Raw genomic sequence first — 13,760 nt, 5'->3', positions numbered from 1 at the left:
CTTGAACGAAGTGAGGGAATCGTGAGCGAGAAGATCAAGCTGGTCAGTCGCGTGTCGGCGATCAACTGGAATCGCGTGCCCGACGACAAGGACGCCGAGGTGTGGGATCGCCTCACCGGCAACTTCTGGCTGCCGGAGAAGGTGCCGGTGTCCAACGACATCCAGTCGTGGGCCACTCTCACGCCGAACGAGCAGCAGCTCACGATGCGCGTGTTCACCGGCCTGACGCTGCTCGACACCATCCAGGGCACCGTCGGTGCCGTGAGCCTGATCCCCGATGCGGTCACCCCGCACGAGGAGGCCGTGCTCACCAACATCGCGTTCATGGAGTCGGTGCACGCGAAGAGCTACTCGCAGATCTTCTCGACCCTGTGCACCACGCGCGAGATCGACGACGCGTTCCGCTGGTCGGAGGAGAACCCGAACCTGCAGCGCAAGGCGCAGATCGTCCTCGACTACTACCGCGGTGACGACCCGCTCAAGCGCAAGGTCGCCTCGACGCTGCTCGAGAGCTTCCTGTTCTACTCGGGCTTCTACCTGCCGATGTACTGGTCCTCGCGGGCCAAGCTCACCAACACGGCCGACATGATCCGCCTCATCATCCGTGACGAGGCCGTGCACGGCTACTACATCGGCTACAAGTACCAGCGCGGACTCGAGCAGCTGACCCAGGCCGAGAAGGACGATCTCAAGAACTACACGTTCGAGCTGCTGTTCGAGCTGTACGACAATGAGGTCGAGTACACGCAGGACCTGTACGACGAGGTCGGGCTCACCGAGGACGTCAAGAAGTTCCTGCGCTACAACGCCAACAAGGCGCTGATGAACCTCGGTTACGAGGGCCTGTTCCCGAAGGACGAGACGGACGTCAACCCGGCGATCCTGTCGGCGCTCTCGCCCAACGCGGACGAGAACCACGACTTCTTCTCGGGCTCCGGTTCGAGCTACGTCATCGGCAAGGCTGTCAACACCGAGGACGAGGACTGGGACTTCTAGCCCACCCGCACCACTTCGGCCGAATGTCACACCGGTTCAGTTGGACTGAACCGGTGTGACATTCGGCCGTCGGTGTTTTCAGGGAAGGGTGACGTCCCTGCGGCGGACGACGGCCGGCGAGTCGTCGTAGTCGCCCAACCACGTGCTGTCCGTGAAGGTGCCGACCACGTCGAACGCCCCGATCAGCCACCACTTCAGCAGGCAGCCGGTGGTCGGCCACTGCCCGTCGGACGGGCGGATGACACACACGCCGGTCAGTGCCTTGCCGACGGTCGTGTGGAAGATCCGCTGGGCCACGACGCGCTGCAGGAGTGACGCGAGGATCCATCCGATCGGGAGCGCGAGCGGTGCCCAATCCGACACTGCCGGAATATCGAGGCACACGATCATTCCGACGACGCCGACTGCGATGTGCAGGACGAGGTCGATGACGAAGGCGATCGCCTGACGCAGTTGGCGCGGCGACGGATACCGCGGGTCGTCCGACTCGCCGTGCTTGTCCGGAAGTTCCGTCGGCACCGGTGTCGTTCCCGGGGGCCTGGTTGCGTCGAACCCTGATGTGGTCACCGCAGAAGAGTGACGGAAGCTGCCGCGAAAGGCAATGGCGAGGGCCAGGTTTCGTTCGGACCGTTGTCGCGGAGGTGAGCCGCGCCTAGTGTCGAGGTTGTAGGACCGAGCCGACGATGCCCGACGACGATCGAGGAGACGGCAATGAGTGGTCGAGTAGTGCATTTCGAGGTACCGTTCGACGACGGTGACCGGGCACGAAGTTTCTACAAGGTGGCATTCGGCTGGAACGTCACCGAGATGCCCGAGCTCGAGTACACCGGCGTGTCCACCGGGCCGGTCGAGGATTCGGGGATGCCGAACGAACCCGGGTACATCGGTGGCGGCATGTTCCGGCGCGCGGACCAGGATCCCAAGGGGCCGGTGATCACGATCGACGTCCCCGACATCGATGCCGCGCTCGCGAAGATCGAGTCGCTCGGTGGCGCGACGGTCTCGGCGAAGCAGCCCGTCGGCGAGATGGGCTTCGCCGCCTACTTCCGGGACACCGAGGGCAACGTCATGGGGTTGTGGGAGACCGCGAAAGGCTGAGGGGGAGTGACGCACTCACTCGCGGACGAACCAGGCCCGCGGGTCGTCGCCGAGCGCCTTCTCGATCCGCATCCGTGACGACTCGGTCAGGTCGGCGGGGAGGCCGTCGGGCGAGAACCAACGCACGTCGAGGTTCTCCTCGTCCGCGACGCGCGCCTCACCCGACACGGCGCGCACGAGGACGCACACGTCGAGATAGCTGGCGATGTCGCCGTTGGGATACGTGACGGGGCCGGCGGTGTCGACGCTGGTGACACGCACCAGTTCCGCGTCCACCCCGGTTTCCTCGCGGATCTCCCGCAGTACGGCGGCGCCGGGTTTCTCGCCGGGTTCGAGGATGCCGGAGACGACGGCCCACCGGCCGTTGTCGGCCCGCTGGGTGAGCAGGAGGCGACCGTCGTCGTCGATCACGACGGCGCTGACGCCCGACAGGAACAGCGGGGTGTGACCGACGTGTTCACGTAGGGCCGCAACGAATTCGGGGACCGGCATCGTCGGCCTAGCTGACGTACTCGTTGAGGCTGCGCTGCAGGTCGGTGACGACCGCCCGTGCCGCGACGAGGCCGTTGCCGTCGTTCCAGATCGCGTCGTCGACGGCGAAGACACGCTTGTCGGTCACGGCACCGAGTTCGTGCCAGTCGTCGGACTCCATGACCGACGTTCCGTGTTCGAGCCCGCCCGATCCGTCGAAGCTGACATAGATCAGATCGCCCTCCGCGTCGCCGAGATCGTCGATGTCCTTGGACGCCACGTCGAGTCGCTGATACGCCGGTCGCTGTACGCCGGTGTCGGCCAGGACCTGACCCGAGAAGCTGCCCGGCCCCTCGATCGCCAAGGAATCCGAACCGAACCGGACCACCGACGCCTGCGTCTGCCGGGCGTTGATCTCGGCCCCGACTCGGGCGGCATCCGCGGTGTAGGCGTCGAGAGCCTGCTGCGCGGAGATGCCGCGACCCAGCGCCTTCCCCGATGCGAGGAAGCGGTCCTTCCACTGCACCGGGTCGGCGCCGACGAACACGGTGGGTGCCACCGCCCGAAGGCGGTCGGCGAGTGCCGGATCGGCCGGTTCGGAGCCCAGGATCAGGTCGGGGGCGGCCGCCGCGATCAGGCCGACGTCGGGGGAGCCGGCCGGTCCGACGCTCGGCAGCGCCGAGACCCCGGCACCGAGGTACGACGGCTGCGGGGTTCCGGCGTCGGACGTCGCGGCACCCACGACGCGCTGCCACAGTCCCAGTGCGCACACCGAATCCATTGCGGCGCTGTCGAGTACGACGATGCGCTGCGGATCCGGGGCCCCGGGGTCGGCCGGGGTGGCCGGCGCACACGCGGCGTGGGTGTCGCGTTCGATGCCCACGACACCCGCGCCGGCGATCTTCGTCGTGGTCCGCACGATCGTGCTCGCGTCGTCGTCCGGCGTGTTGCTGCAGCCGGCGAGTCCCACCAGCGTCGCGGCCGCCATCGCGGCCACGGCGGTTCGACGGACGGTGCGGACGGGCTGGGAACTGGACAATGCGACGACTTCCTGTTCGACGAGCTCGGCGGGTGCGGCCGACTCAGGTTAGCCGTTGTGCGGATCCACCCCGAATGCCTGCGCGAGGTCGTCGAGGATCTTGTGCGCGCCCTGGATGCTGACCGGCGTCATCCACATCGCGTCGTCGACCTCCACGATGCGGCCCTTCAGCGTCCCCCACAGCGGGTTCTGCAGGAAGGCCTCCGCCGCCTTCATCGACTTGCCCTCGGGATCCTCGTACGTCGCGACGAAGATGACGTCGGCGTCGGCCTCGTTGATCCGCTCGGGGCTGATCGAATTCATGATGCTGCCGGCGTCGGCCGGGTCCGGACCCTGGCTGTCCGGCCGGGCCAGTCCGGCGTCGGCGAGGACGATGCCGCTGAACGACGTCGTCCGGTAGAGGCGGGCGGTCGGCTCGCCGGCAAAGCGCACGACGGAGACGTCGGGGTTGTCCGCCTTGGCGTTGATCTCGTCGCCGATCGCCTTCGCCCGGGCCTCGTATTCGCCGATCTTCTGCTCGGCCAGATCCTCCTTGCCGAGAGCCTTCGCGACGAGGCGGATGTTGTCCTTCCACGTGGGGCCGGTCGACTGGGAGAACACCGTCGGGGCGAGGGTGGAGAGCGCCTCGTAGTTCTTTCCGTCGCGGACCTCGGCGGAGAGGATCAGGTCCGGCTGCAGCTGCGCGACCTTCTCGAGGCTCGCGTTGGACACCTTGCCGACCGAGGTGGCGTCGGCGGCGTACTTGTCGCGTGCGTCGCCGAGGTAGTCGGGCAGGCCCTGTCCGCGGTAGTCGACGTAGCCGACGAGAGGGGACTCGAGCAGCAGGACGGCGTCCGCGTAGCTGTTGTCGAGCGTGACGATCCGCTGCGGCTGGGCGTCGATGTCGGTCGCGCCGCGGAAGTGCTGGACGGTCCGCGGGAACTCGTCGGTCGCGGACGCCGTTGTATCGGCGGTGCTCCCGCTGGACGAGCAACCGGTGAGGGCGAGGCTGACGGCCACGCCGACTGCGGCCAGGGACGTGAGGGTGCGGCGTCGGGTCTGTGTGTGCACGGGTCGAGACTCCAAGAGGAAGGGGGTTAGGTAAGCAAAACCTTAACAATCGGGGAGGTGGGGTTCCCGGTGGTCGACTTCTGTGGTGTGACGCTCGGGCGTCGGTCGACCCGCACCGACACGCCGTGACGCATCCGGCGGATGGTCCGGTGGGGGACTAAAGTCCTGCTCGCGGCTCTGTGGGCCGAGGGAACTACGGCCCGAGTACGACAGGGAGTAGGACCCGATCCGCGGGCCCCGAAGGCACCGTCTACGATTCGATGAGCGCAAGCCAGCGAACGCCTATCTCGCCAGCCCGGGATCGGCGCTCAGAGCGGAGCCTGCGGAGCGATCAAGGGCACATTCAGGAGGATTAGTGACTGCCGTAGCGCCCCAGCCAGTCCCAGAGATAGCAGCGAGGCCTTACCCGCCACGGCAGGGACCCAAGGGCTCGTTCATTTACAAGATGATCACGACCACCGACCCCAAGGTGCTCGGGATCATGTACCTGGTGACGTCGTTCGCCTTCTTCCTCATCGGTGGCCTCATGGCCCTGCTGATGCGAACCGAACTCGCTGTTCCGGGCCTGCAGTTCCTGTCCAACGAGCAGTTCAACCAGCTGTTCACGATGCACGGCACGATCATGCTGCTGCTGTACGCGACCCCGGTCGTGTTCGGCTTCGCCAACTACATCGTTCCGCTGCAGATCGGCGCGCCCGACGTGGCGTTCCCGCGTCTGAACTCGTTCAGCTACTGGCTGTACCTGTTCGGCGCCATCATCACCACCGCCGGCTTCATCACCCCGGGTGGCGCGGCCGACTTCGGCTGGACCGCCTACACCCCGCTGACGAGCGAGCTGCACTCGCCCGGCATCGGTGCGGACCTGTGGATCCTGGGCCTCGCGGTTGCCGGTCTGGGCACCATCCTCGGTGGCGTCAACTTCATCACCACCATCGTGTGCCTGCGCGCACCGGGCATGACCATGTTCCGGATGCCGATCTTCACGTGGAACATCCTCATCACCGCCATCCTCATCCTGCTGGCGTTCCCGCTGCTCACCGCCGCGTTCATGGGCCTGTTCGTCGACCGTCACCTCGGTGGCCACATCTTCGACCCGGCAACCGGTGGCGTCCTGCTGTGGCAGCACCTGTTCTGGTTCTTCGGTCACCCCGAGGTGTACATCATCGCGCTGCCGTTCTTCGGCATCGTCTCGGAGATCTTCCCGGTCTTCTCGCGTAAGCCGATCTTCGGTTACAGCGGTCTGGTGTACGCCACGATGGCCATCGCGGCCCTGTCGATCGCCGTGTGGGCGCACCACATGTACGCGACGGGCGCCGTCCTGCTGCCGTTCTTCTCCTTCATGACGTTCCTCATCGCCGTCCCGACCGGTGTGAAGTTCTTCAACTGGATCGGAACGATGTGGAAGGGACAGTTGACGTTCGAGTCGCCGATGCTGTTCTCGGTCGGCTTCCTCGTGACCTTCCTCTTCGGTGGCCTGTCGGGCGTCCTGCTCGCAAGCCCGCCGATCGACTTCCACGTCACCGACACGTACTTCGTGATCGCGCACTTCCACTACGTGCTCTTCGGCACCATCGTGTTCGCCACCTACGCGGGTATCTACTTCTGGTTCCCGAAGATGACCGGCCGCATGATGGACGAGCGCCTCGCGAAGTGGCACTTCTGGACCACGTTCGTCGGCTTCCACTCCACCTTCCTGGTCCAGCACTGGCTCGGTGCCGAGGGCATGCCGCGTCGCTACGCGGACTACCTGCCCAGCGACGGCTTCACCACGCTGAACACGATCTCCACGATCGGCTCGTTCATCCTCGGTGCCTCGACGCTGCCGTTCCTATGGAACGTCTTCAAGAGCTACCGGTACGGCGAGGTCGTCAAGGTCGACGACCCGTGGGGCTACGGCAACTCGCTCGAGTGGGCCACCACCTGCCCGCCGCCGCGCCACAACTTCACCGAGCTGCCCCGGATCCGTTCGGAGCGTCCGGCGTTCGAGCTGCACTACCCGCACATGGTCGAGCGCCTGCGCGACGAGGCTCATGTCGGTATCGGACACGGCGGCAAGCACGCCACCGCGGTCCTGGAAGACAGCAAGTCCTAGCGGACCGGAAGGTCCCTGCTCTACCGGAAGGCCCCGCCCGATCCCCGATGTCGAGGGAGCTGGCGGGGCCTTTCCCGTGCCGCCACCTCGACTTGGCAGAATGGGGGCCGGATTTCTTTGTACGTAGTTCGAGCCCAAACGAACGGAGTTCTCGGTGGGTGCGTCAGACGCCACTGTTCTGATGACGGTTACAGGTCCGGACAGGCCCGGCGTCACGTCGGTGCTCTTCGGGGCACTGTCCCGCCACGATGTGAGCCTGCTCGATGTCGAGCAGGTGGTGATCCGCGGTCGCCTCACGCTCGGCGTGCTGGTCCTGTGTCCCGCCGACCCGGAAGCCCTCCAGGAGGAGCTCGAGGAGGCGATGGACACGGTCGGCATGAACGTCGACGTCGAGATCGGCGCCGACGCGGCGAGCCGTCAGGTGTCGACCCACGCGGTCGTCGTGCTCGGCAGCCCGGTCAGCGCGCGGGCGTTCCGTTCGTTGTCGCGTGAGCTGGCACGGCAGGGCGCCAATATCGACTCCATCCGCGGTGTCGCCGACTATCCGGTCACCGGCCTCGAGCTGATGGTCACCGCGTCGGGCACCGGCGCCGAGGCGGACGCGCAGCTGCGTGCCGGCCTGGCCGAGGTCGCGGCCGGTGAGAACGTCGACGTCGCCGTCGAGCGCGGCGGGCTCGCCCGGCGCGCCAAGCGGCTCATCGTGTTCGATGTCGACTCGACGCTCGTGCAGGGTGAGGTCATCGAGATGCTCGCGGCGCGGGCCGGTGTCGAGGACGAGGTCCGCGCGGTCACCGAGTCGGCAATGCGCGGCGAGATCGACTTCACCGAGTCCCTGCACCAGCGCGTCGCGACCCTCGCCGGACTCGACGCGTCGGTCATCGACGACGTCGCCGCCGATCTGCAGCTCACGCCCGGTGCGCGGACCACGATCCGGACGCTGCGGCGCCTCGGCTACCACTGCGGTGTCGTGTCGGGTGGTTTCCGTCAGGTGATCGAGGGCCTCGCGCACGAGCTCGAGCTCGACTTCGTCCAGGCCAACACCCTCGAGATCGTCGACGGCAAGCTCACCGGGCGCGTGGTCGGCGACATCGTCGACCGCGCCGCGAAGGCGGTCGCGCTGCGCAAGTTCGCCGCCGAGGTCGGGGTGCCGATGGAGCAGACCGTCGCGGTCGGCGACGGCGCCAACGACATCGACATGCTGACCGCTGCCGGTCTGGGTGTGGCGTTCAACGCCAAGCCGGCGCTGCGCGAGGTCGCGGACACCGCGCTGTCGCATCCGTTCCTCGATGCGGTGCTGTTCGTGCTCGGCGTGACCCGCGACGAGGTCGAGGCCGCCGACGCGGTGGACGGTGTCGTGCGGCGCGTGCCGATCGCATGACCCTGACCGGGGACGGTTTCGCGGCACGCCACGCCGTGCTGGCCGCCGGATACGGTAATCGACCGGATCCGGCCGATCCGGCTCAGGTGCTGGCGATGCCGATCGTGCTGCACATCCCGAAGATCGAACCGCCCGCGCGGAGCGCGCTGCTCGCCGCGGCCGCCTCCGCGACCGTCGCGTTGTGTCTCGACGAGCGTGTCGGGCCGGACGCCGGCGGCGAGCCGGGGCCGTGGCAGCACGCGCTCCGGGAGTGGACCGACTCCCGCATCCGCAAGGTGGCCCGCCGCGCCCGCGGAGCCCAGTGGCTCGCGGCGTGCGACGTCGACGGCGTCACCGTCGACGTGGACGGCGCGCAGGCCCGCGCGCTCGTCCCGGGGCGGGTGGGCGACCTCGATCCGCGGATCAAGAAGCTGCAGATCGGCGGCACCGACCTGGACCACGACGAGCCGGGACCGGTCGACCCGGCACTGCCGACGCTGTGGATCGACGCGTCCCTCGAGATGACGGTCGGCAAGGCCGCCGCCCAGGTGGGGCACGCGTCGATGATCCTGGCGGGTGCCATGCCCGTCGACCGCGTGCGGCAGTGGGCGGCAGACGGATTCCGCTGTGCCGTCCGGGACGCCGACCCGCGGTCGTGGGCCGCGCTGTGTGACGAAGTCGGCAGGGGTGCCGCTGTGGCGGTGCGGGATGCGGGGTTCACCGAGGTGGCGCCCGGTTCGATGACGGTGATCGCCCCGATTCCCTGATCCCCAGGGCGACACGCAGGTCCGGGTCCAGTCGATGCGGCCGCAACCGAGTACGGGAAGATGGTCGCTGTGTCGGAACCAGATCCTGATCTCCTCATCGATTTCGAAGACGTCCTGATTCGCCGTGGCGGAGCGACCCTCGTCGGCCCGGTCTCCTGGCAAGTGGAGTTGGACGAGAAGTGGGTCGTGCTCGGCCCCAACGGCGCCGGCAAGACGTCGCTGCTGCGAATGGCCGCCGCCGAGGTCCACCCGACCGCCGGCGTGGCCCGACTGTTCGGCGAGACGTTCGGCAAGGTCGACATCACCGAGCTGCGGCCACGGATCGGGCTGTCGTCGTCGGCGCTCGCGCATCGGGTTCCGGCCGACGAGATCGTGAGCGACCTGGTGGTGTCGGCCGGTTACTCGGTGCTCGGACGCTGGCGGGAACGCTACGAGGACATGGACACCGAGCGGGCCGTCGAGATGCTCGAGAGTCTCGGCGCCGAGCATCTCGCGACCCGCACCTACGGGACGCTGTCCGAGGGTGAACGCAAGCGCGTGCTGATCGCTCGTGCGCTCATGACCGACCCCGAACTGCTGCTCCTCGACGAGCCTGCCGCGGGCCTCGACCTCGGTGGCCGTGAGGAACTCGTCGCGCGCCTCGGTGACCTGGCCGCGGACCCGGATTCGCCGGCGACGGTGCTCATCACCCATCACGTCGAGGAGATCCCGCCGGGCTTCACGCACGCGATGCTGCTCTCGGAGGGCCGCGTGGTCTCGCAGGGCCTGCTCGACGACGTCATCACGGCCGAGAACCTGAGCGAGGCTTTCAGCCAGGCGATCACCCTCGACCGCGTCGACGGCCGATTCTTCGCCCGCCGCACGCGGCATCCCGGCCTGCACCGGGCCTGACACGCGGACCGGACCGGTGGTGAGGCGTTCGTCACTCGGGGCGTAGGTTCCGGATATGGGAACTTCTCGAGAGTCGGGCGCCGCTTCCGTCGGCGCCGTCGCACCGGATACCACCGCACCGGCCACCACCGTCCCGGCGCCGAAGGACGCGTCCACCGTGATGCTCGTGCGCGACGGCGACGCGGGCGTCGAGGTCTTCCTGCTGCGGCGTGTGGCGGGGATGGCATTCGCGGGCGGTATGACGGTGTTTCCCGGCGGCGGCGTGGATCCGTCCGACGGGGACGCCGACGTCCGCTGGGCCGGTCCGCCGCTGTCGTGGTGGGCCGAGAGGTTCGGCGTCGACGATGCCCGTGCCAAGGCCCTCGTGTGCGCGGCGGTTCGTGAGACGTTCGAGGAGTGCGGCGTGCTGCTGGCCGGCCCCACCGTCGACACCGTCGTCGCCGACACCACCGGGTACGCGCAGGCGCGTCGCCAGCTCGAGTCGCGGGAGCTGTCGTTCGCGGACTTCCTCGCGCGCGAGAACCTGGTCCTGCGAACGGATCTGCTGCGCCCGTGGGCCAACTGGATCACCCCCGTCCAGGAGGGGCGCCGGTACGACACGCGCTTCTTCGTCGCGGTGCTCCCGGAGGGGCAGTTGGCGGACGGTGACACGTCGGAGGCCGCGGAGGTCTCGTGGCGGACTCCGGCTGCGGCCGTCGACGACTGGCGTGAGCGTCGCAGTGTCCTGTTGCCGCCCACGTGGAGTCAGCTCGACGCGCTCGGCCGGTTCGACGGCGTCGACGCGATTCTTTCTGCGGAGCCGGAGATCTCGCCGATCCTGCCCGAGCTGAGCTTCGTGGACGGCAAGCCGCGGGTGGCCTTCCCCGGCGACGAGGGGTACTACGACACCGGGGCGTTGCCCTGGGGCGCCGACCAGTAGCCTCAGTCACATGGCTGAGTTTGTGACCCTCGAGGTTTCCGAAGGTATCGGCACGATCCGTCTGGCGCGCCCCCCGATGAACGCGCTGAACCGTCAGGTGCAGGAAGAGATTCGGGCCGCGGCCCGGCAGGCCACCGTCGATCCGGAGGTCAAGGCTGTCGTCGTCTACGGCGGCGAGAAGGTGTTCGCCGCGGGCGCCGACATCAAGGAGATGGCGGAGCTCGACTTCGTGCAGATGAGCGAGATCATCGCCGACCTGCAGTCGGCGCTCGGTGCGATCGCCGACATCCCGAAGCCGACCGTCGCCGCCATCACCGGCTACGCGCTGGGCGGCGGCCTCGAGGTCGCGCTGGGTGCGGATCGTCGCATCGCCGGCGACAACGTCAAGCTCGGTGTCCCGGAGATCCTGCTGGGCGTCATTCCCGGCGGTGGCGGCACGCAGCGCCTCGCCCGCCTGGTGGGCCCGGCGAAGGCCAAGGACATGGTGTTCACGGGCCGCTTCGTCGGCGCCGAGGAGGCCCTGCAGATCGGCCTGATCGACGAGATGGTCGCTCCCGACGAGGTGTACAACGCCGCCCGCAAGTGGGCGTCGCAGTTCACCGGCGCCGCGAGCCGCGCGATCGCCGCCGCGAAGGCCGCGATCGATCAGGGCCTCGACACCGACCTGGCGACCGGCCTGAAGATCGAGCAGCACCTGTTCGCGTCGCTGTTCGCGACCGCGGACCGCACCATCGGCATGGAGTCGTTCGTCGAGAACGGCCCCGGCAAGGCGAAGTTCACCGGCAAGTAGAGCTCACCGCGATTTGCGCACTTGTCGGCGTTTCCGGTCGTCCGGAACCGCGGCAAGTGCGCAAATCGGGCCCCCCGGGGCCCAAAACTAGAACTTGTTCATTCCTTACCATTGGGTAGGATTCGCTGCATGACTGCTAGCCCGAACGACGGGATCGATCCCGCGCCGAACCCGCACGCAACCGCCGAAGAGGTCGAGGCTGCGTTGAAGGACACGAAGCTCGCCCAGGTCCTGTACCACGATTGGGAAGCGGAGACCTACGACGACAAGTGGTCCATCTCGTACGACGAGCGTTGCATCGAGTACGCGCGGGGCCGGTTCGACGCCGTCGCGGGCGATCAGCCGCTGCCGTACGAGCGGGCGCTGGAACTGGGCTGCGGAACGGGCTTCTTCCTGCTCAACCTCATGCAGGGTGGCGTCGCGAAGACCGGTTCGGTCACCGACCTGTCCCCGGGCATGGTCAAGGTCGCGATGCGCAACGCGGAGCACCTCGGGCTGCCCGTCGACGGCCGCGTCGCCGATGCGGAGACCATCCCGTACGAGGACGACACCTTCGACCTCGTCGTCGGCCATGCGGTCCTGCACCACATCCCGGACGTCGAGCAGTCGCTGCGCGAGGTGCTGCGCGTGCTCAAGCCGGGCGGCCGGTTCGTCTTCGCCGGCGAGCCCAGCACCATCGGCAACTTCTACGCCCGCTGGCTCGGGCGCGCGACGTGGGCTGCGACCACGAACGTCACCAAGCTGCCGTTCCTGTCCGACTGGCGTCGTCCGCAGGCCGAGCTCGACGAGTCGTCCCGTGCCGCCGCGCTCGAGGCCGTCGTCGACCTGCACACGTTCGATCCCACCGACCTCGAGAACATCGCGAAGTCGGCCGGCGCCGTCGAGGTGAAGGCCAAGACGGAGGAGTTCGCCGCCGCGCTGCTCGGCTGGCCGGTCCGCACCTTCGAGGCCGCCGTGCCGCCGGAGAAGCTGGGCTGGGGCTGGGCCAGGTTCGCGTTCGGTGGTTTCAAGTCGCTGAGCTGGCTGGACGACAAGGTGCTCCAGCACGTGGTTCCGCGCAATTTCTTCTACAACGTGATGATCACCGGCGTGAAGCCGGGCGCCACCGACTGAACTGAGCCGAACGAGCTTTGGGATACGACTTCACGACCGACGACGTCGGATACCTGTGCAGCGCGGACGGCATCGCGACGCTGGCGGAGACGGCGGAATCGGAGCTGTCGACGCGTACGCGACTGGCCGACATCGGCCGGGCGCGTGCGCGTTTCGGTGACCGCGCGGCACTGCTGATCGAGACGGTGCTGCTGCGGCGCAAGGCGCAGGCCAAGCTGGACGGTGCCGAGTCCTGGCTGTTCACCGACGACGCGTTGCAGCAGGCGACGCCGATCGTGGTGGCGCGGCACCGCGGCGTCCGGCTCGCGGGCCGCCGCGTCCACGACGTCACCTGCTCGATCGGTGCCGAGCTTTCGGCGCTGGTTCCGCTGGCGGACACCGTGATCGGCAGCGATCTCGACCCCGTCCGGTTGGCGATGGCGGCCCACAACGTTCCCGGCGCGACGCTCGTGCGCGCCGACGCGCTACGACCCTGTACCCGCGACACCGTCGTGATCGCCGACCCCGCACGACGTTCCGGCGGTAGGCGCACACACGACCCGGCGGCCCTGATGCCGCCGCTGCCGGACCTGCTCGACGTCTACGCCGGGCGTGATCTCGCGGTGAAGTGCGCCCCGGGCCTCGACTTCGACCGGCTCGACTGGGACGGCGAGGTGGAGGTGGTCTCGCTCGACGGCGGGGTGCGCGAGGCGTGCCTGTGGTCGCCGGGGCTGGCAGGCCCAGGCGTGCGGCGCCGGGCGAGCGTGCTGCGTTCGGACGGGACGGCCTGGGAGATCACCGACGCCGAGCCCGACGACATCCCGGAGCGCGAACCGGGGGAGTGGATCATCGACCCGGACGGAGCCGTCGTGCGGTCCGGCCTGGTGCGCCACTACGCGGCCCGGCACGGGTTGTGGCAGCTGGACCCGCGGATCGCCTACCTCACCGGCGACAGCGTGCCCGACGGCGTGCGCGGTTTCCGGGTACTGGCGCGGCTCAAGTACACCGAGAAGGCGCTGCGGCAGGAACTGGCCGCGCGCGACTGCGGGTCGGCGGAGATCCTGGTCCGTGGTCTCGACATCGATCCGGCGGTGCTGCGGCCGCGCCTGAAACTGCGCGGCACCACGCCGATGTCGGTGGTACTCACCAGGATCGGCCGGACGCCCGTCGCTTTCGTGTGTGCCGCGCGGGACTGACG

The 13,760-nt window shown here is 68.4% G+C and carries 14 protein-coding genes; 10 read left to right on the top strand and 4 right to left on the bottom strand.

Annotated features, from left to right (window positions below):
• Positions 1-21: 21 nt before the first annotated feature.
• Positions 22-996, top strand: coding sequence for a class 1b ribonucleoside-diphosphate reductase subunit beta (gene nrdF, locus DEU38_RS16865; protein ID WP_114722554.1), 975 nt, complete (start codon positions 22-24; stop codon positions 994-996).
• Between the two features lie 78 nt (positions 997-1,074).
• Here the strand turns inward: nrdF and DEU38_RS16860 are convergent, their stop codons facing one another.
• Positions 1,075-1,563: an RDD family protein gene (locus DEU38_RS16860; protein ID WP_114722553.1), complete on the bottom strand. Its 489-nt coding sequence runs from the start codon at positions 1,561-1,563 to the stop codon at positions 1,075-1,077.
• A 144-nt stretch (positions 1,564-1,707) separates the two neighbouring features.
• Between DEU38_RS16860 and DEU38_RS16855 the strand changes: the two genes are divergently transcribed.
• A complete protein-coding gene (locus tag DEU38_RS16855) occupies positions 1,708-2,094 on the top strand; it encodes a VOC family protein (RefSeq protein ID WP_114722552.1) in 387 nt (128 codons plus the stop codon).
• 15 nt (positions 2,095-2,109) lie between these two features.
• Here DEU38_RS16855 and DEU38_RS16850 read toward each other — a convergent pair whose 3' ends face one another.
• The 3 genes from DEU38_RS16850 to DEU38_RS16840 all read right to left on the bottom strand — a co-directional run bounded on the left by DEU38_RS16850 (position 2,110) and on the right by DEU38_RS16840 (position 4,618).
• Positions 2,110-2,586, bottom strand: coding sequence for an NUDIX domain-containing protein (locus tag DEU38_RS16850; RefSeq protein ID WP_114722551.1), 477 nt, complete (start codon positions 2,584-2,586; stop codon positions 2,110-2,112).
• A gap of 7 nt (positions 2,587-2,593) precedes the next feature.
• Positions 2,594-3,553 (bottom strand): ABC transporter substrate-binding protein, encoded by a 960-nt coding sequence (locus tag DEU38_RS16845; protein ID WP_181818824.1) that lies wholly within the window; start codon positions 3,551-3,553, stop codon positions 2,594-2,596.
• Positions 3,554-3,652: 99 nt separating this feature from the next.
• Entirely contained in the window at positions 3,653-4,618 is a 966-nt protein-coding gene (locus tag DEU38_RS16840; protein WP_397484727.1) for an ABC transporter substrate-binding protein, read from the bottom strand.
• Positions 4,619-5,009: 391 nt separating this feature from the next.
• On the opposite strand from DEU38_RS16840, the gene ctaD reads away from it, so the two are divergent.
• The 8 genes from ctaD (at position 5,010) to DEU38_RS16800 (ending at position 13,758) form a co-directional block, all read left to right on the top strand.
• On the top strand, positions 5,010-6,746 hold the full coding sequence (gene ctaD / locus DEU38_RS16835; protein ID WP_114722548.1) for a cytochrome c oxidase subunit I: 1,737 nt from the start codon (positions 5,010-5,012) through the stop codon (positions 6,744-6,746).
• A 154-nt stretch (positions 6,747-6,900) separates the two neighbouring features.
• Positions 6,901-8,124 carry a phosphoserine phosphatase SerB gene (gene serB, locus DEU38_RS16830; RefSeq protein WP_114722547.1) on the top strand — a complete coding sequence of 408 codons (1,224 nt, stop codon included), beginning with the start codon at positions 6,901-6,903 and terminating at the stop codon, positions 8,122-8,124.
• Positions 8,121-8,870: a peptidyl-tRNA hydrolase gene (locus DEU38_RS16825; protein ID WP_114722546.1), complete on the top strand. Its 750-nt coding sequence runs from the start codon at positions 8,121-8,123 to the stop codon at positions 8,868-8,870. Before serB ends, DEU38_RS16825 begins: the two co-directional genes overlap by 4 nt.
• A 60-nt stretch (positions 8,871-8,930) precedes the next feature.
• Positions 8,931-9,761 carry an ABC transporter ATP-binding protein gene (locus DEU38_RS16820; RefSeq protein ID WP_114722545.1) on the top strand — a complete coding sequence of 277 codons (831 nt, stop codon included), beginning with the start codon at positions 8,931-8,933 and terminating at the stop codon, positions 9,759-9,761.
• A 55-nt stretch (positions 9,762-9,816) separates the two neighbouring features.
• Positions 9,817-10,680, top strand: a complete 864-nt coding sequence (locus tag DEU38_RS16815; RefSeq protein WP_114722544.1) for an NUDIX domain-containing protein — start codon at positions 9,817-9,819, stop codon at positions 10,678-10,680.
• A gap of 10 nt (positions 10,681-10,690) precedes the next feature.
• Positions 10,691-11,470, top strand: coding sequence for an enoyl-CoA hydratase/isomerase family protein (locus DEU38_RS16810; RefSeq protein WP_114722543.1), 780 nt, complete (start codon positions 10,691-10,693; stop codon positions 11,468-11,470).
• A gap of 129 nt (positions 11,471-11,599) precedes the next feature.
• Positions 11,600-12,583 (top strand): class I SAM-dependent methyltransferase, encoded by a 984-nt coding sequence (locus DEU38_RS16805; protein ID WP_114722542.1) that lies wholly within the window; start codon positions 11,600-11,602, stop codon positions 12,581-12,583.
• 17 nt (positions 12,584-12,600) lie between these two features.
• Positions 12,601-13,758: a THUMP-like domain-containing protein gene (locus DEU38_RS16800; protein WP_114722541.1), complete on the top strand. Its 1,158-nt coding sequence runs from the start codon at positions 12,601-12,603 to the stop codon at positions 13,756-13,758.
• Positions 13,759-13,760: the final 2 nt, after the last annotated feature.

It is taken from the genome of Rhodococcus sp. AG1013 (assembly GCF_003350365.1).
GTDB lineage: Bacteria > Actinomycetota > Actinomycetes > Mycobacteriales > Mycobacteriaceae > Prescottella.
The sequence above is the reverse complement of the archived record's forward strand: the minus strand, read 5'-3'. Positions and strand labels throughout refer to the sequence as shown.

Excerpts from the sequence above, each read along its gene's own strand:
- DEU38_RS16855 (WP_114722552.1), top strand. The coding sequence starts at position 1,708 with ATGAGTGGTCGAGTAGTGCATTTCGAGGTACCGTTCGACGACGGTGAC.
- DEU38_RS16850 (WP_114722551.1), bottom strand. The coding sequence starts at position 2,586 with ATGCCGGTCCCCGAATTCGTTGCGGCCCTACGTGAACACGTCGGTCAC.
- DEU38_RS16845 (WP_181818824.1), bottom strand. The coding sequence starts at position 3,553 with ATGGCGGCCGCGACGCTGGTGGGACTCGCCGGCTGCAGCAACACGCCG.
- DEU38_RS16825 (WP_114722546.1), top strand. The coding sequence starts at position 8,121 with ATGACCCTGACCGGGGACGGTTTCGCGGCACGCCACGCCGTGCTGGCC.
- DEU38_RS16820 (WP_114722545.1), top strand. The coding sequence starts at position 8,931 with ATGGTCGCTGTGTCGGAACCAGATCCTGATCTCCTCATCGATTTCGAA.
- DEU38_RS16815 (WP_114722544.1), top strand. The coding sequence starts at position 9,817 with ATGGGAACTTCTCGAGAGTCGGGCGCCGCTTCCGTCGGCGCCGTCGCA.
- DEU38_RS16810 (WP_114722543.1), top strand. The coding sequence starts at position 10,691 with ATGGCTGAGTTTGTGACCCTCGAGGTTTCCGAAGGTATCGGCACGATC.
- DEU38_RS16805 (WP_114722542.1), top strand. The coding sequence starts at position 11,600 with ATGACTGCTAGCCCGAACGACGGGATCGATCCCGCGCCGAACCCGCAC.